This is a genomic window from Bacteroides sp. 4_1_36, from assembly GCF_003466325.1.
Classification (GTDB): domain Bacteria; phylum Bacteroidota; class Bacteroidia; order Bacteroidales; family Bacteroidaceae; genus Bacteroides; species Bacteroides uniformis.
In genome coordinates, this window is sequence record NZ_QSOX01000017.1 from 84,392 (window position 1) to 104,568 (window position 20,177).

Genomic DNA, 20,177 nt, shown 5'->3' on the forward strand with positions numbered 1-20,177 from the left:
TTGAACAATTATAAAAGGCAACAGTTCCTACAATTGGGAAAAGAATTTCTTTCCATGCAGATAAAACTGCGCCAATATACTGTTTTTTGTCCGTTCCGGTATTACGGCAAGCGTAGTTTTTTTCAGATTCTCTTTGCGGGACGCTGCCAATGAAGTGCGGAGGGAGTGGTAGGCACGGCGCGCACGGAATACGGCCAAAGCATTGGGTAACTGGCCTTTCAGCATGAAACTGAACGCAGCCACATAATCGAGCACCGCACGTACACGCATCACGGACGCCAAGTCCTCCTGCGGCAGATTCTTATAAAGCATGACAAGGTTATTACGAAAATTGAGGAAGGTCTTGCGCGGATTCTCCTTCTTCAAAGTGGCCCCTCCCACATGAAATACCACACTCTGCGGTATACATGCCAACTGTCTGCCACGGGCACGAAGCCGCCAACATAAATCTATCTCCTCCATGTGGGCAAAAAAACGTCCGTCCAGCCCACCCGCTTCCCGGTAGTCTGCCAGACGGATGAACAGAGCCGCCCCCGTAGCCCAGAAAATGGGTATCACCGTGTCGTATTGCCCCTTGTCCTCTTCTACCACGCCCATAATACGGCCGCGGCAGAAGGGATAGCCATAGCGGTCGATGAAACCTCCCGCAGCTCCGGCATATTCAAACTGCCCCTTGTTACGCCAACTGCGTATCTTCGGCTGGCAAGCGGCCGTCTCCGGATAGGCATCCATATACTCTGCCAACGGGACAAGCCAGTGCTCGGTGACCTCTACATCGGAGTTGAGCAGCACTACATATTCTGCCTCCACCTGCTTCAATGCCAGATTGTATCCGTCGGCAAAACCGTGGTTCTCTTCCAGCAGAATCAAGTGCACAGAAGGAAACTCGCGACGGAGCATTGCCACGGAAGCATCCGTAGAGCCATTGTCCGCCACATACACCACAGCACCATCCACCTCCGAAAAACGCACAACAGAGGGAAGGAAGGAACGGAGCATATCACATCCGTTCCAATTCAATATGACAACAGCAATCTTATCCATGTTGCACAGATTCTTTTCGTTTATTTTTCCAGCGTTTATGAGACCAGAACCAATAAGCCGGTTCGCGCCGGATGGTCTGCTCCAAACGACGGGCGAAGCACTCGGTTATCTCGCCATCTGCCGTCTGCTTGGGAGTTTCGGTAACCAAATCGAAGAGCACTTTGCAATATCCCCTGGATGTCCGTTCCAATTCACAATAAAAGACGGGGAAGTCCATCAGCTTGGCAATGCGCTCGGCGCCATCCATGAACACGGTGTCCTGATTCAAGAAAGTGGTCCAATAATGGGCCTCGCTGCGGTTGGGCGACTGGTCCGTAATCAGGCCGATGGCTATCTGCCTGCCTTCACGGCGAAGCTTTATCACTTCGCGTGCCGTGGAATGTTTCGCCACATTGTATCCTCCGAACCGGGCGCGGATATGCTTAAACATCTCGTCCAGATACTTATTGCTTAGCGGTTTGTACACCTGCACCGGGATGTCGCCCGGACGCATGATGGCCCCCATGCCTATAATCCACTCAAAATTGGCATAATGGGGAATCAACAGTACAATGCCTCCATGCTTCTCTATCATGGCAAGGTATTCTTCCTTATTATCATACTTCATCCGGCGGCAGAGCTCCTCGAAAGACATGCGCAGCATCTTCACCTCTTCCAGCATATAGTCGCAGATATAATGGTAGAACTTGCGCTCTATCTCCATCAATTCGGTTTCCGACTTCTCCGGAAAGGAATTGCGAAGGTTGCGGCGAACGACTTTCTTCCGATAATGCACGACGTGGCGCATCAGAAAGTACAGCCCGTCGGACAATGCATAAAGCGCCCGGAAAGGCAGAAGTGCCACAAGCCACATGCCCGCATAAGTCAGCCAATAGACAATTTTTGATTTCACTTCGTCAGTTATGAGTTATAAGTTATGAGTTATTTGTTGCAAAGGCGGCATTCCTCATTCCATTGCTCCCAAGAGTGCGGTGCCGTCGGCATTGAAATCGCCCAGGCGCACAGACACGAGCTGGTTGTCCAAGGCAGCATCATGAGGGACTTCCACACGGATATAATTGGGAGTGAAGCCGTGCATCGGCAGTCCGGGTTTGGGACGTTCCAGCAACACCGGCATCGTCTGCCCGATATGGCGCGCATAAAAAGCACGGGTCTTTTCGTCCGAAAGCTCCAGCAATTGCTGGCTCCTGCGGTGCTTTTCTTCGGGTGCCACCACGTGGTCTATCTTCAAGGCTTGCGTGCCGGGACGCTCCGAATAGCTGAAGACATGGAGCTGCGTCACGTCCAGGCTCTTGATAAACTCATAAGCCTGCCCGAAATACTCCTCCGTCTCTCCACGGGTACCCACAATCACGTCTACCCCTATAAAGGAATCGGGCATCACTTCCTTTATCTTCTTTATCTTCGAGGCAAACAAGGCGGTATCGTAACGGCGTCGCATCAGCTTCAGCACCTCGTCACTGCCCGACTGCAGCGGTATATGGAAATGAGGCATGAAACGCCGGGAACGGGACACGTATTCTATGATTTCATCTGTCAGCAGATTCGGCTCGATGGAGGATATGCGGTAACGCTCAATGCCTTCCACCTCGTCCAGCGCCTTCACCAAGTCGAAGAAAGTCTCACCGGTAGACTTGCCGAAGTCTCCGATATTGACGCCGGTCAATACAATTTCCTTTCCACCTTCGGCAGCCGCCTGGCTGGCCTGCTCCACCATAGAAGCAATGCTGCCGTTACGGCTACGTCCGCGGGCAAAGGGAATGGTGCAATAGGAACAATAATAATCGCAGCCGTCCTGCACTTTCAGGAAGAAGCGTGTCCGGTCGCCACGCGAACAAGACGGGGCAAACGAACGTATATCCTTCAAAGCGGAAGTGTAGGCCTCGCCGGTCTCGTGCTTCTGCAGATTGCCCAGGTAGTGGAGCAGGTCCTTCTTCTGCTCGGCTCCCAGCACGACGTCCACACCTTCTATCTTTGCCACCGTCTCCGGTTTCAGCTGGGCATAGCAACCGGTCACCACGACAAATGCACCCGGATGTTGCTTCACCAGTTTGTGGATGGCCTGGCGGCACTTCTTGTCTGCCACTTCCGTCACCGAGCAGGTATTCACTACACAAATATCCGCTTTCTCACCCTTGCGCGCCGTACGTACGCCCGCTTCCCGCAAAATTTTACCGATAGTAGAGGTCTCCGAGAAGTTCAGTTTGCACCCCAACGTATAGTAAACCGCCGTCTTATCTTGAAATATATTGGTATCTATCATGAGCTTATAAACACATTTATGCTGCAAATATATACATTATTAATCTATTTTTCCTACTTTTGCACACTCAACTAAAATTTGTGCAATGATACAAGAGAACTTTATCAAACTATACGAGCATAGTTTCCGCGAGAATTGGGACCTCCCCTGCTATACCAACTATGGAGAAAACGAGAGCTATACTTATGGCGAAGTGGCACAAGAAATAGCCAGACTGCATCTTATTTTCAAGTACTGCCAACTGCGCCGCGGCGACAAGATAGCCGTCATCGGCAAGAACAATGCCCGCTGGTGTATCGCCTATATGGCCACCATCACCTACGGTGGTATCGTAGTCCCCATTCTGCAAGACTTCAACCCCAATGATGTCCATCATATCGTAAACCACTCCGAATCAACGTTCCTCTTCACCAGCGATGCCATTTGGGAACATCTGGAAGAAGAACGGCTTACTGGACTTCGCGGTGTGTTCTCGCTGAGCGACTTCCGCTGTCTGTATCAGCGGGACGGCGAAACCATCCAGCGTTTCCTCAAGCATCTGGGCGATGAGATGGAAGCGACCTACCCGAACGGGTTCCGTAAGGAAGATATCGTTTACACGGACCTTTCCAACGACAAGGTCATGCTGCTGAATTATACCTCGGGCACCACCGGATTCAGTAAGGGCGTCATGCTGACGGGAAACAACCTGGCCGGCAACGTCACCTTCGGCATACGTACCGAGCTGCTGAAGAAAGGGGACAAAGTGCTCTCTTTCCTGCCTTTGGCACATGCATACGGCTGCGCATTCGATTTCCTTACCGCCACGGCCGTCGGCACACACGTCACACTGTTGGGAAAAGTGCCTTCCCCAAAGATTCTGATGAAAGCTTTCGAGGAAGTGAAACCCAACCTGATTATCACCGTCCCCCTTGTCATTGAAAAGATATACAAGAATGTCATACAGCCCATCATCAACAAAAAGACCATGAAATGGGCGCTCAGCATTCCCTTGCTCGACGGACAGATATACGGGCAAATCCGCAAGAAACTGATTGACGCACTGGGCGGACGTTTCAAGGAAGTCATCATAGGAGGCGCAGCCATGAACCCGGAAGTGGAAGAATTCTTCCACCGCATCAAGTTCCCCTTCACCATCGGCTACGGCATGACTGAATGTGCCCCTCTCATCAGCTATGCTCCCTGGAATGAATTCGTCCCGACTTCCTCCGGACGGGTACTCGACATCATGGAAGCCCGTATCTGCAAGGAAAACCCGGACGACAAACTCGGCGAAATACAAGTACGTGGCGAGAACGTGATGACGGGTTATTACAAAAACCCCGAAGCCACCAAAGAAGTCTTCACCGAAGACGGATGGCTTCGCACCGGCGACTTGGGTACACTGGACGACGACAACAACCTATACATACGCGGACGCAGCAAGACCATGATTCTCAGTTCCAGTGGACAGAATATCTTCCCCGAAGAGATAGAAGCACGGCTCAACAACATGCCTTTCGTCCTGGAAAGTCTTGTCATCGAACGGAATAAAAGACTGGTAGCGCTGGTTTATGCCGACTATGAAGCCCTGGATTCCTTGGGACTAAACCAGCCGGATAACCTTAAAACCATCATGGATGAGAATCTCAAAAATCTGAATAACAGCGTGGCAGCCTACGAAAAAGTAAGCCAAATCCAACTTTATCCGACAGAATTTGAGAAAACGCCCAAAAGAAGTATCAAGAGATACTTATACAACAGCATTGCCGAAGATTAATATGTTGTAAAACATATAGATAGGGATAAAAACAGCCGAAGCTCCAAAAAAAATATAAAAAAAGTTGGGGTTTCGAGAACAACATATTCAAAAAGTACATACCTTTGCAACGTTTTAATAAAGCAATTGATTGTATTACGTTTTAAAAGTAAAGAAAATGAAAAAATTAGTTTTGATGGCTGCAGCTATCGTAGCAGTATCTTTCGCATCTTGTGGCAACAAAGCAGCTAACGCTGAACAAGCAACTGCAGATTCTATCCGTATCGCTGACTCAATCGCAGCTGTAGAAGCAGCAGCAGCTGAAGCCGCAGCAGCAGCCGCAGCAGCTGACACTGTAGCAGTAGATAGCGCAGCTGTTGTAGCTGAATAATTTCAGTACAACACTCGAGAGAATTGAAAGTCTGACGTGCATACAAGCACACCAGACTTTTTTTATGTCTTATCCTCTCCTTCTGTTCCCTTCCAATTGTTAAGTCTTGGTCTTATTTCACAAAAAAGGGTATTATATGGCAGATAAATGATAAAGTATAGTGCATATACCAAATAAAAGCCGTTACTTTGCATCAACAAAACAATAAGAGGTTTATTACGATCTACGTTTCACTATGTTTCTCCTCGATTAGCCACATTGAGAATTTTCATTTCTGACTACAACTTCCTAAGACTCCTTTATTGAATTATTAATTTTTTATTTTTGTATTTTATGAATATGTACATTGGAAACCTTAGCTACAACGTTAGGGAATCAGATTTGAGACAAGTAATGGAAGAGTATGGAACAGTAGAATCAGTAAAACTGATTATGGACCGTAATACAAACAGATCAAAAGGTTTTGCCTTCGTAGAGATGCCCGAAGCTGCTGAAGCCCAACAAGCAATCAACAAACTGAATGGAGCAGAATATGTAGGCCGCCAAATGGTAGTGAAAGAAGCATTGCCAAGAAACTAAAAGAATTATTGGCTGACAATAAGGCAAAGAGCATACCCCTGAGTGGATATGCTCTTTTTTTTGCATTAGTAACCTCGTAAAGAGACACAAGAGTATTCTTGCCAAACCTCTATACCGCGCGCGTAAACCTCTACTTCAGATTCGTAAACCTCTATGTCAGCATGCGTAAACCGCAGCTTTACGTATCCCTCAATAAGCTCACACACATACGCTCCGAACATAGAAAAGCCCGGTCCTTTATCAGAACTGGGCTTCCTTATCATTATTAAGTCTTTTCTTATGCTTCTTCAGCAACTACTTCGAAAGGAATTTCTACAGAAACTTCCTTGTGCAGCTTAACGATAGCCTTGTAGTTACCAACTTCTTTCACTGCGTCCTTAACAACGATAATCTTACGATCGATGTTGTGACCCAATTTAGCCAACTCTTCAGCAATCTGGATGTTACCAACAGAACCGAAGATAGTACCAGTAGAGCTAACCTTAGTAGCAATCTTCAATGATACGCCTTCCAGCTTAGCAGCCAGTTCTTCAGCATCCTTTTTGATTTTCTCCAGCTTGTGAGCACGTTGTTTCAGCTCTTCAGCCAACATTTTCTTTGCAGCCGGTGAAGCGATGACAGCTTTACCAGTCGGGATGAGGTAGTTACGACCGTAACCAGACTTTACTGTTACGATGTCGTTCTTATAACCCAAGTTTACAATGTCTTCTTTCAATATAATTTCCATACTTTCCTCCTCCTATTATTTCATCATGTCAGTTACATAGGGCAGCAACGCCAAGTGACGTGCTCTCTTCACAGCTTGAGCTACACGACGTTGGAACTTCAAAGAAGTACCGGTAATACGACGCGGAAGGATTTTACCTTGCTCATTCAAGAATTTCTTCAAGAATTCGGGATCTTTGTAGTCGATGTACTTAATACCGCTCTTTTTGAAACGGCAGTATTTTTTCTTCTTAACGTCTACTGAGGGCGGAGTTAAATATCTGATTTCTGATTGAACTTGTTGTGCCATGATTAATCCTCCTTTTTAGTTGATTTAACACTTCTTCTCTTCGCAGCATATTCAGCAGCGTACTTGTCTTGCTTGAAAGTCAAGAAACGAATAACGCGCTCATCACGACGGAAGTTTATTTCCAATTTCTCAATGACAGTAGGTTCTGCATTGAACTCAATCAGCTGATAGAAACCGGTTGACTTCTTCTGGATAGGATATGCCAGCTTCTTCAGTCCCCAGTTTTCTTCATTTACAATCTCAGCACCTTCAGCAGTAAGGATGCTTTTGAATTTTTCTACCGCTTCCTTCATCTGAACATCAGACAAAACGGGAGTCAAAATGAAAACGGTTTCGTATTGATTCATACTCGTTTAATTAAATAAATAAATTATTCGTTTTAAAAATGCGGTGCAAAGGTAGACATTTTATTTTGAACTACAAACATTTAATGTTTTTTTGTGTAGGGATATAGGAATTGTCTTCGGCTTGCACTATCTTTGCAAAGTTGTTTAAACAATAATTTCATGATAGAGCAATTCAACTTTGATATCCGCCTTATCTTTGCCATACTGAACGGTAAAGTGTCGGCTGCCATTAACCGAAAGCTGTCCCGCAACTTCCGCCAGAACGGTTTGGAGATTACTCCGGAACAGTGGACCGTCCTCATCTTCTTATGGGAAAAGGACGGGGTGACGCAACAAGAGTTGTGTAATGCAACTTTCAAAGACAAGCCCAGCATGACGCGCTTGATAGACAATATGGAGCGTCAGCATCTCGTCGTGCGCATATCGGACAAGAAAGACCGCCGAACCAATCTGATACATCTGACCAAGGACGGCAAGGAGCTGGAAGAACGCGCGCGCGTCATTGCCAACCAGACCCTCAAAGAAGCCTTGAAAGGCATCACCATCGAAGAGCTCAGTGTGAGCCAGGAGGTGCTGAGGAAGATTTTCTTCAATACGAAGGACTAAGATATAGGGATTAGGGGTTAAGGATTAGAGATTAAGGGAGGAGAAAACAAGGGGATGAAGCGTCATTTTTCATTCCTCATCTTCCATTCTTTATTAAAATATGGATTTTTTGCAAAAATAATTTCGCTTGTTAAAGAATTATGCTTTTCTTTGTGACAAGAATACGAAAGAATATAATAATCTAATTAAAATACACACACATGAAAGGCTTATTAAAAAATCTGGGATTGATATTAGTCGTAATAGGAGCTGTAATCCTGGTTGCATGTTCTTTTACCGGCAATGTTAACAACAATGCCATCTTGGGCAGTTCTGCCGTTTTGGTTGTAGTGGGATTGATTTCCTACATTGTCATTAACAAGAGAATTGTCGACTAATATCAAAAGAAAAGAAATAAAGAAGGCGGTTAGCATATACATGCAAACCGCCTTTTTTATTTTCTCTCCCCCAGAGGAGCCGAGTCTCATCAAGACTCAGCTTCCGGAGTAATCAGTTTATATCCTTTTCCGTGAATGTTGATGATTTCAATCGAATCATCTTCTTTCAGGTGCTTACGCAGCTTTGTGATATATACATCCATACTACGTGCATTGAAATAGTTGTCATCAATCCAAATAGTCTTCAACGCAAAGTCACGCTGCAGAATTTCGTTGGCATGTGCACAAAGCAAGCCCAGCAGTTCGGATTCTTTGGTGGTCAGTTTAGTCTGCTTCTCGGCAGTCGCCAGAATCTGTTTCTGCGTGTCGAATGTAAACTTACCAATCTTATAGATGTTGCTCTCCTTGTTCTTCTTTCCGCGAACACGTCTCAGGATAGCTTCAATTCTGAAAGTCAGCTCTTCCATACTGAAGGGCTTGGTGATGTAGTCATCGGCACCAATCTTGAAACCTTCCAGAATATCTTCCTTCAATGTTTTTGCCGTCAAGAAGATAATAGGTATTTCGGCATTGGCCGCACGCACTTCTTGTGCCAGTGTGAATCCGTCTTTCTTTGGCATCATCACATCAAACACACACAAGTCATATTTATTCTTCAGGAAAGCCTTGTATCCTGCTTCTCCATCGGGATATAACTCGGCAGCGTAACCTTTTGCCTGTAAATATTCTCTTAAAAGCATGCCAAGATTTTCATCATCTTCGCACAATAAAATACGCAGTTTCTCGTCCATATCAATCAATTTTTTAATAAAGGTAATGCAATAATAAATTTAGTTCCTACGTTCAGTTCACTTTCTGCCCGGATAGTTCCCTTATGATCCATGATAATCTTCTTCACATAAGCCAGTCCCAAGCCGAAGCCTTTCACATCGTGCAGATTACCTGTATGCACGCGATAGAACTTCTCGAATATCTTTTTCAAATTCTCCTTCTTGATGCCGATGCCGTTATCTTGGATGGAAATCATCAGTTTGCCAGGCTCATTCCAAGTCTTCACCGTCAGTTGCAGATCCGCATCCGGACGTTTATACTTCACTGCATTATCCATGAGATTGAAAATCACATTGGTGATATGCATCTCATCGGCAAAAATGGCAGAGTTGGTAGCTTTAAGCTCCGATTCAATCTTTCCATTATAACGCTCCACTTTCAGTGTAAACGTGTTGATAACACCCGCTATCAGCTCGTTGGCATCCAGTTCCTTATTCTTCAAAGTAGCCTTCTGACGGTCAAACATCGACATCTGAAGCACTTTTTCTACCTGGAACCTCAAGCGCTTCGTTTCATCGTTGATGACACCCGATATATGCTGGAACATAGTCGGAGACTTGCCCACAGCCGGGTCTTTCAACATCTGTGCCGCCAGAGAAATCGTCGATATCGGCGTCTTGAACTCGTGCGTCATATTGTTGATGAAATCATTCTTCATCTCCGTCAGCTTCTTCTGGCGGAATACGATGTAAATCGTAAAGATGAACGTCACCAGCAGTACAAAAGTAAATATCATCGACGGTATCATAAACCTGACCGAATCGAAGATATAATCCTTCTTTCCCGGAAAATGTATCTTGACGATACTCATACGGGCTGGTGGGTCATTCAAAAACAATGGCTGCGAATAAGAGCTTTCACTCCCTGCATCGCTATAATCCGCACAACGGTATACCTCCCGACCTTCCCGGTCTATCACCTTGAAGTGATAATCCATATCACCGAGACCATTCTCTATCAGACCTGCTTTTAGATACTGGTCCAGACTTTTGAAATTAACACGCTCCTCAATCGGCTTGTCGCTGGCATTGTATACCATCTGCAACACCACCTCGTCTACCAATGCACGCTGGTAAAGATAGCGGTTTTTAAGCATCTCTATCTGCGAGCGTGAAGTCTGAGGAATGGTTTTTGCTCCGTGTTTGCGTGAAATCATTGCTCTTGGCAATTCAGAAGGCTCGTTACTGAAAGTTTTCAATTCCACCGAAGAACGGACACTGCCATCCGGAGCTGTCATCACAAACCGCTGGGTACGCATCACTCCGCTACTGCTTTGCGATTGTTCCCACGCCTTCTTTTCTGCCTCGGAGATATCCTCATTCAGCCAACGCACAACCTCTGCGGACTCTGCCTCTTTCGAAGCAGCCATCAACGCACGCTTCACCGATTCATCAAATTGTCCGTTACGCATCTTCACCATTTCCTCAATATAGCTTATCTGCAGATACAGCAAACTAAGGAAGGAAAGCCCCATAACAACACCTAATATCCATATAGTTGACTTTTTCATAGTCACAAAATTAACACTCCCTAATTAACACTCCTAACCAATTAACCTGATTTAACCGGACGTTCTCGTAAATTAACCGAAGACCATTTTTTAGGTTGTATTATGAGCATTATAACAAAAACACAAGCCTTTGGTTTGCAAATTTAATAAAAAATTAATCATTCAATTCACAATTCTGCATGTTCTTAATCTACGTTAATGAAAAAAGCCGTTATTACTTGCCATGAAGTAACAACGGCTTTAACAATTGTTATATTAGCAGCCGGTAGTTACAACAGCCAAACTACCAACCCCTGAAAATCATTCTTCAGCTTGCTTTGCCTCAAATTCCTTAATCAGTTTATCCTGCACATCACTCGGAACGAGTTCATAGCTGGCAAACTTCATGATGAACGAAGCACGTCCACCGGTCAGTGAGCTAAGTGCCGTAGAGTAGGATGACATTTCCTTCAAAGGCACCTTAGCACTCAGTTTTTCGTAACCGGCCTCGCTGCTCATACCCATAATCATGGCACGGCGTCCCTGCAAGTCCCCCATCACATCACCCATCTTGTCCGACGGAACAAATACTTCCACGTCATAAATGGGTTCTAGAATCTTCGGGCCTGCATTCTTGAACGCTTCGCTGAACGCATTCCGTCCCGCCAGCATAAAGGAGATTTCATTGGAGTCAACCGGATGCATTTTTCCGTCATATACGATGACACGTACATCGCGAGCATACGAACCAGTCAACGGTCCCTGCTCCATACGTGACATGATACCCTTCAAGATGGCCGGCATGAAACGTGCATCAATGGAACCACCCACAATACTATTGACGAATACCAGCTTGCCACCCCATTCCAATGGAACTTCTTCGGTACCCTTGACGTTCATCTTGAACTCCTGACCATTGAATTTATAGGTTTCGGGCAACGGCATGCCTTCGTAGTAAGGCTCAACAATCAGATGAACTTCACCGAACTGGCCTGCACCACCCGACTGCTTCTTATGGCGATAATCCGCACGGGCAGCTTTGGTAATCGTTTCGCGATACGGTATTCTCGGTTCTTCAAACTTGATTTGCAGTTTTTCATTGTTTTCCAGACGCCACTTCAAGGTACGCAAATGGAATTCACCTTGTCCGTGTACAATAGTCTGACGCAATTCTTTAGACTGGTCTATCACCCACGTCGGGTCTTCCTCTCGCATACGGTTCAAAGCAACCATCATCTTTTCTGTATCCGACTCGTTCAACGGCTTGATAGCACGTGAGTATTTGGAGTTCGGATATTTAATGAAGTTGAAACGGTTTTCAGAGCCCTTACCGTTCAATGTATTGCCGGTATGTACATCCTTCAGTTTCACTGTACAGCCGATGTCACCGGCTACCATTTCCTCTACCTTGATACGGTTGGCACCGGCACAAGCATAAATCTGCGCGATGCGTTCCTTGGAACCGCGGTCTGCATTGGTAAAATCATCACCTTCGTGCACTTTACCACTCATAACCTTGAAGTATTGAACATCACCGATATGCGGCTCAACGGCAGTCTTGAAGAAATACAAGGAAGTCGGTCCGTTAGAATCCGGCTTCACCACCTCACCGCGTGTATTGTGCACCGGTGGCATTTCGTCCACAAACGGCACCACATTACCCAGGAACTCCATCAGACGGCGTACACCCATATCCTTGCCGGCACAGACGCAGAATACCGGGAACATACCTCGTGAAGCCAGTCCCTTGCGGATACCTTCGCGCATTTCGTCTTCTGTCAAAGAGTCCTGCTCAAAGAATTTTTCCATCAGGCCTTCGTCATGTTCGGCTGCAGCTTCTACCAAAGCCTTGTGCAGTTCTGTAGCCTTTTCCATTTCTTCGGCCGGAATCTCTTCAATAATGGGAGCGCCACCTTCGGGTCCCCACGAATATTTTTTCATCAAAAGTACATCGATCAACGAATTGAAGTTCGGTCCGGTAGCCAGCGGATATTGCACGGGCACCACCTTCGGACCGTATATGGTTTGCAACTGCTCAAGCACCATATCATAATCGCACTTTTCATTATCGAGCTGGTTTACCAGGAAAATAACCGGTTTGCCCAGTTTCTCGGTGTAGCGGAAATGGTTCTGCGTACCTACCTCGGGACCGTATTGCCCGTTCAGCAGCAGAATGGCAGTATCTGTAACGTTGAGCGCCGTCATGGCAGCCCCTACAAAGTCATCACTACCCGGGCAGTCAATGATATTCAGTTTCTTGCCGTTCCACTCCACATGGAAAACGGTGGAAAACACAGAATAGCCGTATTCCTGCTCCACCGGGAAGTAATCGCTGACTGTATTCTTGGCAGTAATCCTGCCGCGGCGTTTTATAATACCACTCTCAAAGAGCAGCGCTTCCGTGAGAGTGGTTTTACCCGAGCCGTCATTGCCAAGGAGGGCAATGTTCTTAATTTCATTCGTCTGATATACTTTCATGATATATTAAGATTTTAAGTGAATAACCTGACATACGATGATGCCGTTAACTTTTTGTGAGGCGCAAATTAGGCATTAATTCAAAGAAAAGCAACATCGGGAAGCATGTTATATAACACACTTCCTCCGCCAACAAAGAATATAATGTTCTTCTGCCAATAAACTGCCCGAATTCACAAGTCATCCAACTTCTTGGACGGCTTAAATATTTCTTATAACTTTGCAGGAAAAAGAATCCCCCCCGAAAACCATGAACAAACTACTGTTAACAACACTGCTCGTTCTATGTCCATATTTGGCAATGGGACAGTCCAACCAAAAAACAACCAGGAAAGCCCCTCTCATCGGCATTTCCTGCTCACATCCGGGCCGAAGCTCATCCACACAGATGACGTATACCGAGTCTGTAATCCAGGCAGGTGGAACACCTATACTGATTTCCATCACTACCGATAGCCTTGTCTTGACAGACATTGCCAACCGGCTGGACGGTATCATTCTGATAGGAGGAGGAGACATCCACCCTTCCTATTTCAATGAATCGCCCATCGAACAGCTGGGAGAGGTGGACTCCCTGCGTGATGTATACGACATGGCACTCATCCGCCTGGCTACCCGGCGTAACATTCCGATGTTTGGCATCTGCCGAGGAGAACAGTTAATCAATGTAGCTTTCGGCGGAACCCTTTATCAGGATATCCCTACCCAGCATCCCGACACCACTGTCTGCCACCAGCAGCAGGAACCGAGCAGTATACCAACTCATACCGTCCACCTCACTCCCGGTTCTGCCATGGCATCCATAACCGGACAGACACAACTTTTCACCAATACTCACCATCACCAGGCGGTCAAGCAAGTTGCCCCGGGATTCAGCGTAACGGGTTGGTCGTCAGACAGTATTCCCGAAGCTATAGAGTCTTCTCACGAATATCCGATATGGGGTGTGCAATTCCATCCCGAAGCTCTGGCTACGGCAGGCGACAGCATCTCTGCCAGATTCTTCTATTTTCTGGTTCAAAAGGCAGCTACCTACCGGCATGCCAAAGAGATTCATCGCCGCATCCTCTCCCTCGACACGCATACAGACACCCCACTTGATTTTGACGTTTCCTATAATATAGGTACGCGCGAAAAAACGCAGGTTTGCCTGCCCAAGATGCGAGAAGGAAAATTGGATGGACAATACCTGGCATGCTGGGTGCGTCAAGGCCCGTGCGATGAAGAGAACAGTCTGAAAGCCATTGACCGAGTGGATGAGTTGATACGCCACATCTACCGACAAGTGGAGATGAACGGGGAGCAATGTGCCATAGCCCGCACGCCCGATGATTTGTCCAGGCTCAAGACCGAAGGAAAGAAAGCCTTTTATATTGGCATCGAAAACGGATACGGCATCAGCAAGGATTTGAAGAATATCACCCGTTTCCATGATGCAGGCGTTACCTACATCACCCTTTGCCACACCCGCAACAATGACATCTGCGACAGTTCTTCGGACACGACTGCCCGTTGGAACGGCTTAAGTCCTTACGGTAGAAAAGTGGTGAAAGAAATGAACCGGCTGGGAATAATGATAGACCTTTCCCATGCAGCCGAAAGCACCTTCTGGGATGTACTGAAATATTCAAAAGCACCGGTCATAGTCTCCCACTCCTCTGCAAGCGCCATCTACAGACACGACCGCAATCTGACCGACGAACAGCTACGCGCCCTTGCCGCACATGGCGGTGTGGCTCAAGCCTGCCTGGTAGACGAGTTTCTGAACCCGGATGCCAAGAAAACCAACCTTACGGACTTCATGAAACACCTGCTGCACATGGTTGAAGTGGCAGGCATAGACCACGTGGGCATTGGCTCGGACTTCGACGGTGGAGGCGGGGTCAAAGGATGCAATGGGGACAATGATTTCATCAATATCACCGTCCGTCTGCTGGAACATGGATTTACAGAAACAGACATCGCCAAGATATGGGGTGGAAATTTCCTCCGGGTGATGAAACAAGTACAAACCAAATAGAAAAGACCGAAAAACATCACAAAAAGGAGAGATTAGAGCTATAATCTCTCCTTTTTGACACATTTACATACCCTCCATTTCTCAACTTTCGCATATCTTTGCCCAAAACATAAACGATTTATTAATTATCTAATACCGAATTCTTAAATGAAAAGGAAAATTATTTGGAGTTTTGCATTGCTGGCCTGCCTTTGCTGCCTGCCATCTGCAAAAACAAAAGCACAAACGAAAAATGCCGCAATCATACCCGGGGAAGTATGGAAAGACACCGACGGCAATCCCATCAACGCCCATGGCGGCGGCCTTCTTTACCACGAAGGGACCTACTATTGGTATGGCGAATACAAAAAAGGGGAAACCATCCTGCCCGAATGGGCTACGTGGGAATGCTACCGCACCGACGTAACCGGTGTCAGCTGCTACTCTTCAAAAGACCTGCTGAACTGGAAGTTCGAGGGTATTGTACTTCCTGCCGTGAAAGATGACAAGAAACACGACCTGCACCCCAGCAAGGTGTTGGAACGTCCCAAAGTGATTTACAACGAAAAGACAAAGAAATTCGTCATGTGGGCGCATGTGGAAAGCGCCGACTACAGTAAGGCATGTGCCGGCGTAGCGGTCAGCGATTCTCCTACCGGGACATTCACCTATGTAGGCAGCTTCCGTCCCAACGGTGCGATGAGCCGCGACCAAACAGTGTTCGTTGATGATAACGGCAAGGCATATCAGTTCTACTCGTCGGAAAACAACGCTACCTTATATATAAGCGAACTAACGGATGACTACCTGAAGCCCACTGGTCGCTATACACGCAATTTCGTGAAGCAAAGCCGCGAAGCACCCGCCGTATTCAAGTATAACGGCAAGTACTATATGCTCTCTTCCGGTTGTACCGGCTGGGATCCCAATGTTGCCGAACTGGCTGTGGCCGACTCCATCATGGGGCAATGGACTACCATCGGCAATCCGTGTACCGGTCCTGATGCAGATAAGACCTTCTATGCACAAAGCACTTACGTGCAGCAAGTATACGGAAAAGGAAATGCCTACATTGCCATGTTCGACCGCTGGAAAAAGAAAAACCTTGAGGACTCACGCTACGTATGGCTCCCGCTTGAATTCGGCAAGGACGGCACAATCACGATACCCTGGCGCGACAGCTGGGACCCGCGTACCCAATGGGAAGAACAAGGCGACTTCTCTGCCGGCAAAGGAACATTCCTATTGAATGGCAAGCCGTTTGTCATCAAAGCCGCAGAGCTGCACTATCCACGTATCCCCAAAGCCTATTGGGACCAACGCATCAAGCTATGCAAGGCACTGGGCATGAACACCATCTGCCTTTATGTATTCTGGAACTCCCACGAGTCTCAGCCGGGAGTGTTCGACTTCACCGGACAGAATGACCTGGCGGAATTCTGCCGCCTATGCCAGCAGAATGACATGTATGTCATCCTGCGCCCGGGACCGTATGTCTGTGCCGAATGGGAAATGGGCGGACTGCCCTGGTGGTTACTCAAGAAAAAAGATATCCGCCTGCGCGAATCCGACCCCTACTTTATGGAGCGTGTAGGTATCTTCGAAAAAGCCGTTGCCGAGCAGGTAGCTGGTATGACCATACAGAACGGAGGTCCCATCATCATGGTACAAGTAGAGAACGAATACGGCTCCTACGGGGAAGACAAAGGCTACGTATCGCAAATCCGCGACATCGTACGCGCCAACTACCCCGGCGTAGCACTGTTCCAATGCGACTGGGCGTCCAACTTCACCAAGAACGGACTCCACGACCTGGTATGGACCATGAACTTCGGTACAGGAGCCAACATCGACCAACAGTTTGCACCGCTGAAGAAACTCCGTCCTGATAGCCCGCTGATGTGCTCCGAATTCTGGAGCGGCTGGTTCGACAAGTGGGGAGCCAACCACGAAACCCGTCCGGCTGCCGACATGATTGCCGGCATTGACGAGATGTTGTCCAAAGGCATCTCCTTCAGCCTCTACATGACCCACGGAGGGACCAACTGGGGACACTGGGCAGGAGCCAACTCACCCGGATTCGCCCCTGACGTAACCTCTTACGACTACGACGCCCCCATCAGCGAATCGGGACAGACCACTCCCAAATACTGGGAATTGCGAAAAGTATTGTCCAAATACATGAACGGCGAGAAGCAGGCTAAAGTTCCCGCTTTAATCAAGCCCATCCGTATTCCGTCTTTCCAATTTACAGAGATGGCTCCTTTGTTCGACAATCTTCCTGCTGCCAAGAAAGACCGCAATATCCGTACCATGGAGGAATATAACCAGGGATTCGGAAGTATTCTCTACCGCACCACACTGCCCGAGATGAAAACCCCGTCCCTGCTCACTGTGAACGATGCGCACGATTATGCCCAAGTTTTCCTGGATGGCAAATACATCGGCAAACTGGACCGCCGCAACGGTGAAAAGCAACTGGAATTCCCCGCCTGCCCCAAAGGTGCACGCCTCGACATTCTGGTAGAAGCCATGGGCCGCATCAACTTTGGACGTGCCATCAAGGACTTCAAGGGTATCACCCAAAGCGTAGAACTTACCGTAGACATCGACGGCCGTCCTTTCACCTGCAACCTGAAGGATTGGGAAGTCTATAATCTCGAAGATACATACGATTTCTATAAGAACATGAAGTTCCAGCCCATCGGCTCACTGAAAGATGAGTTAGGACAACGCATTCCGGGTTGCTACCGTGCCACCTTTAAGGTGAACAAGCCCAGCGACACATTCCTAAACTTCGAGACTTGGGGCAAGGGACTTGTCTACGTCAACGGGCACGCCATGGGACGCATTTGGGAAATCGGCCCGCAACAGACCCTCTACATCCCGGGATGCTGGTTGAAGAAAGGTGAGAATGAAGTGATTGTCTTCGACATCATCGGTCCCAAAGAAGTTAAGTCCGAAGGACTGAGCGAGCCATTACTGGACCAGTTGCTCGTCACCAAACCGCTGACGCACCGCAATGAGGGTGAAAATCTCGACTTGTCCGGTGAGCAGCCCGTCCTCTCCGACAGCTTCAATCCCGGCAACGGTTGGCAGGAACGCAAATTCGACCAACCCGTCACCGGACGTTATGTCTGCCTGGAAGCCTTGAGTGCACAAGATGGAAAAGACCTGGCTTGCATTGCCGAAATGTATCTGCTGGATGAGAATGGGGAACGTCTGTCACGCGAACCCTGGATTGTCAATTATGCCGACAGCGAAGACGTATCCCACGTCAACTGTTCTGCGGACAAAATCTTCGACCTCCAGGAATCAACCTATTGGAGCACAACAAAAGACACTCCATACCCGCATTCTGTCGTGATTGACTTGGGTAGTACCCGCACCCTGACCGGCATACAATATCTACCCAGAATGGAAAGCGAGGTACCGGGTGGAATCAAAGACTTCAAGGTTTACGTAAAATCCAAGGCTTTCAACTATTAGGCCGGATTTACAACACTAATAGATTCTTTAGACACGGATTACATGAAAAATCATGGATAATAAATGAAGAATATCCATGATTTTTCGCGTAATCCATGCCTAACTTAAAATCAATCAAACAGATTTTCCGTACAATTCATCGTCTACCACAGCCAGCATTCCCTCCACTTGAGCCAATGCCAGCATACGGCCATGAAAAGAATAACCTGCATTGTACCCTTTATCCTCGTCGCCCAACATCATGCAACCGTGGTCCACACGCATCGGCAATCCCGGATTTTCTTTCTCAAAGATACGAATCAAATCAATGAGGTGTCCCCTTCCCTCCAGATGGGAACTTTCGATAAAGTTTCCACCCGGTATTGCCTTCGTACTGCGCAAATGCACAAAGTGGGTACGCCTGGCAAACTTCCTTGCCAGTTCACGGGTATCATTCTGTTCACCCGCACTCAATGAACCGGCGCAAAAAGTCAGGCCATTATGGGGATTGTCCACTGCACTCAGTATCCAGGCAATATCTGCCTCGTCTGTCACAATGCGCGGCAACCCCAATACCTGAAAAGGAGGGTCATCGGGGTGTACACACATATTCACCCCATATTCCTCGCATACCGGCATGATGGCAGACAAGAAATAACGCATATTCTCGCGCAGAGCCTCCCGGTCTATCCCTTTGTATAGCGCCAGCAAACGTTTGAACAGGGTTACCGGCTCCTTGTCACCTTCCTTGATGTTGCCATTTACGAATCCTTGTGTCTTTACGATAATCGTATCTACCAGCTCTGCCTTTTCAGACTCCGTAATCACCTTATCCAGTTCTGCCACCTTGTCCAGCTCTTCCGGAGAATAATCGGCTTCCGCATTCTCCCGTTCCAATATCTTCAGGTCGAAGTAGGCAAAACGGATTCTGTCGAAATAAAGAGAAGATGTCCCGTCTTCCCAGGGATGTTGTAAGTCCGTGCGAATCCAGTCAATCACCGGCATGAAGTTGTAGCATACCGTCCGGATGCCTGCCTTGCCGAGATTGGCAAGGCTTATCTTGTAGTTCTCTATCAATCGGTCACGCTCACTCCCCGCATATTTGACAGCCTCGCACACCGGCAGACTTTCTACTACAGACCAGCGCAATCCGAAGGATTCAATATAATCCCTCAAATCTTCAATGGCTTCCAACGTCCATATTTCACCATTGGGAACTTCATGCAAGGCAGTGACAACGCCTTCCACTCCTATCTGTTGCAACATGGCAAGGGTTATCTTGTCTTTCTTGCCAAACCATCTCCAAGTCTTTTCCATTCTTTATTATTAATTTTCTTGTTTTTCAGGCGTTCAAACCACCCGTTACCTTTTTGCAAAAGTAAGAAAGAATATGAGAACTGTCCATTCTGAATGGATAGATTTGTTTGTTCGCAATGAAAACAATATCTTAGCACTTCATTACATATATTAATTACGCTTATGCAAGACATAACAAACGGACGTTGCGGCTGGTGCGGAACCGACGAGCTGTATGTGAAATACCACGATGAAG

At 47.3% G+C, this 20,177-nt stretch carries 17 protein-coding genes and 1 pseudogene; 8 read left to right on the top strand and 10 right to left on the bottom strand.

The window, feature by feature from the left end:
- Window positions 1-27: 27 nt before the first annotated feature.
- The 3 genes from DXD65_RS15230 to mtaB are packed head-to-tail and all read right to left on the bottom strand — an operon-like array spanning window position 28 to window position 3,307.
- Window positions 28-1,044 (bottom strand): glycosyltransferase family 2 protein, encoded by a 1,017-nt coding sequence (locus DXD65_RS15230; protein ID WP_016273034.1) that lies wholly within the window; start codon window positions 1,042-1,044, stop codon window positions 28-30.
- The gene (locus tag DXD65_RS15235) at window positions 1,037-1,936 is read right to left on the bottom strand and encodes a lysophospholipid acyltransferase family protein (RefSeq protein ID WP_022401413.1); all 900 of its coding nucleotides are present in this window, start codon (window positions 1,934-1,936) and stop codon (window positions 1,037-1,039) included. The genes DXD65_RS15230 and DXD65_RS15235 overlap by 8 nt, the downstream gene beginning before the upstream one ends.
- 54 nt (window positions 1,937-1,990) lie before the next feature.
- Complete coding sequence (mtaB, locus tag DXD65_RS15240; RefSeq protein ID WP_005833232.1) at window positions 1,991-3,307, bottom strand: tRNA (N(6)-L-threonylcarbamoyladenosine(37)-C(2))-methylthiotransferase MtaB; 1,317 nt, start codon at window positions 3,305-3,307, stop codon at window positions 1,991-1,993.
- 85 nt (window positions 3,308-3,392) lie between these two features.
- Here mtaB and DXD65_RS15245 point away from each other — a divergent pair, with 85 nt between their 5' ends.
- From DXD65_RS15245 to DXD65_RS15255, 3 genes are all read left to right on the top strand, one after another.
- On the top strand, window positions 3,393-5,066 hold the full coding sequence (locus DXD65_RS15245; RefSeq protein ID WP_008664099.1) for a long-chain fatty acid--CoA ligase: 1,674 nt from the start codon (window positions 3,393-3,395) through the stop codon (window positions 5,064-5,066).
- A gap of 157 nt (window positions 5,067-5,223) precedes the next feature.
- Window positions 5,224-5,436, top strand: coding sequence for a hypothetical protein (locus DXD65_RS15250; RefSeq protein WP_005833237.1), 213 nt, complete (start codon window positions 5,224-5,226; stop codon window positions 5,434-5,436).
- A 333-nt stretch (window positions 5,437-5,769) separates the two neighbouring features.
- Window positions 5,770-6,015 carry an RNA recognition motif domain-containing protein gene (locus DXD65_RS15255; protein ID WP_005830186.1) on the top strand — a complete coding sequence of 82 codons (246 nt, stop codon included), beginning with the start codon at window positions 5,770-5,772 and terminating at the stop codon, window positions 6,013-6,015.
- Between the two features lie 277 nt (window positions 6,016-6,292).
- Here the strand turns inward: DXD65_RS15255 and rplI are convergent, their stop codons facing one another.
- Genes rplI through rpsF form a run of 3 tightly spaced genes read right to left on the bottom strand, consistent with a single transcriptional unit; the run spans window position 6,293 to window position 7,377 of the window.
- Window positions 6,293-6,742 carry a 50S ribosomal protein L9 gene (gene rplI, locus DXD65_RS15265; RefSeq protein WP_005830185.1) on the bottom strand — a complete coding sequence of 150 codons (450 nt, stop codon included), beginning with the start codon at window positions 6,740-6,742 and terminating at the stop codon, window positions 6,293-6,295.
- A gap of 15 nt (window positions 6,743-6,757) precedes the next feature.
- Complete coding sequence (gene rpsR, locus DXD65_RS15270) at window positions 6,758-7,030, bottom strand: 30S ribosomal protein S18 (RefSeq protein ID WP_004288442.1); 273 nt, start codon at window positions 7,028-7,030, stop codon at window positions 6,758-6,760.
- A gap of 2 nt (window positions 7,031-7,032) precedes the next feature.
- The gene (rpsF, locus tag DXD65_RS15275; RefSeq protein WP_005833241.1) at window positions 7,033-7,377 is read right to left on the bottom strand and encodes a 30S ribosomal protein S6; all 345 of its coding nucleotides are present in this window, start codon (window positions 7,375-7,377) and stop codon (window positions 7,033-7,035) included.
- Between the two features lie 159 nt (window positions 7,378-7,536).
- Between rpsF and DXD65_RS15280 the strand changes: the two genes are divergently transcribed.
- Window positions 7,537-7,983 carry a MarR family winged helix-turn-helix transcriptional regulator gene (locus DXD65_RS15280; protein ID WP_005830183.1) on the top strand — a complete coding sequence of 149 codons (447 nt, stop codon included), beginning with the start codon at window positions 7,537-7,539 and terminating at the stop codon, window positions 7,981-7,983.
- 200 nt (window positions 7,984-8,183) lie between these two features.
- Entirely contained in the window at window positions 8,184-8,360 is a 177-nt protein-coding gene (locus DXD65_RS21155) for a hypothetical protein (RefSeq protein WP_005830181.1), read from the top strand.
- An 89-nt stretch (window positions 8,361-8,449) separates the two neighbouring features.
- Here DXD65_RS21155 and DXD65_RS15285 read toward each other — a convergent pair whose 3' ends face one another.
- From DXD65_RS15285 to DXD65_RS15295, 3 genes are all read right to left on the bottom strand, one after another.
- Window positions 8,450-9,151, bottom strand: a complete 702-nt coding sequence (locus DXD65_RS15285) for a response regulator transcription factor (protein ID WP_005830176.1) — start codon at window positions 9,149-9,151, stop codon at window positions 8,450-8,452.
- A 5-nt stretch (window positions 9,152-9,156) separates the two neighbouring features.
- Window positions 9,157-10,701 carry a sensor histidine kinase gene (locus tag DXD65_RS15290; protein WP_005830174.1) on the bottom strand — a complete coding sequence of 515 codons (1,545 nt, stop codon included), beginning with the start codon at window positions 10,699-10,701 and terminating at the stop codon, window positions 9,157-9,159.
- Window positions 10,702-11,001: 300 nt separating this feature from the next.
- Complete coding sequence (locus tag DXD65_RS15295; protein ID WP_005830172.1) at window positions 11,002-13,158, bottom strand: elongation factor G; 2,157 nt, start codon at window positions 13,156-13,158, stop codon at window positions 11,002-11,004.
- Window positions 13,159-13,408: 250 nt separating this feature from the next.
- On the opposite strand from DXD65_RS15295, the gene DXD65_RS15300 reads away from it, so the two are divergent.
- Both DXD65_RS15300 and DXD65_RS15305 read left to right on the top strand, forming a co-directional pair.
- Window positions 13,409-15,178 (top strand): gamma-glutamyl-gamma-aminobutyrate hydrolase family protein, encoded by a 1,770-nt coding sequence (locus tag DXD65_RS15300; RefSeq protein ID WP_117887776.1) that lies wholly within the window; start codon window positions 13,409-13,411, stop codon window positions 15,176-15,178.
- Window positions 15,179-15,325: 147 nt separating this feature from the next.
- Complete coding sequence (locus tag DXD65_RS15305) at window positions 15,326-18,646, top strand: beta-galactosidase (protein ID WP_117887777.1); 3,321 nt, start codon at window positions 15,326-15,328, stop codon at window positions 18,644-18,646.
- A 114-nt stretch (window positions 18,647-18,760) separates the two neighbouring features.
- Here DXD65_RS15305 and uxuA read toward each other — a convergent pair whose 3' ends face one another.
- Entirely contained in the window at window positions 18,761-19,942 is a 1,182-nt protein-coding gene (uxuA, locus tag DXD65_RS15310) for a mannonate dehydratase (RefSeq protein WP_117887778.1), read from the bottom strand.
- Between the two features lie 162 nt (window positions 19,943-20,104).
- Here uxuA and DXD65_RS15315 point away from each other — a divergent pair.
- Window positions 20,105-20,177: pseudogene (locus DXD65_RS15315) on the top strand (DNA-3-methyladenine glycosylase I); the annotation flags it as partial.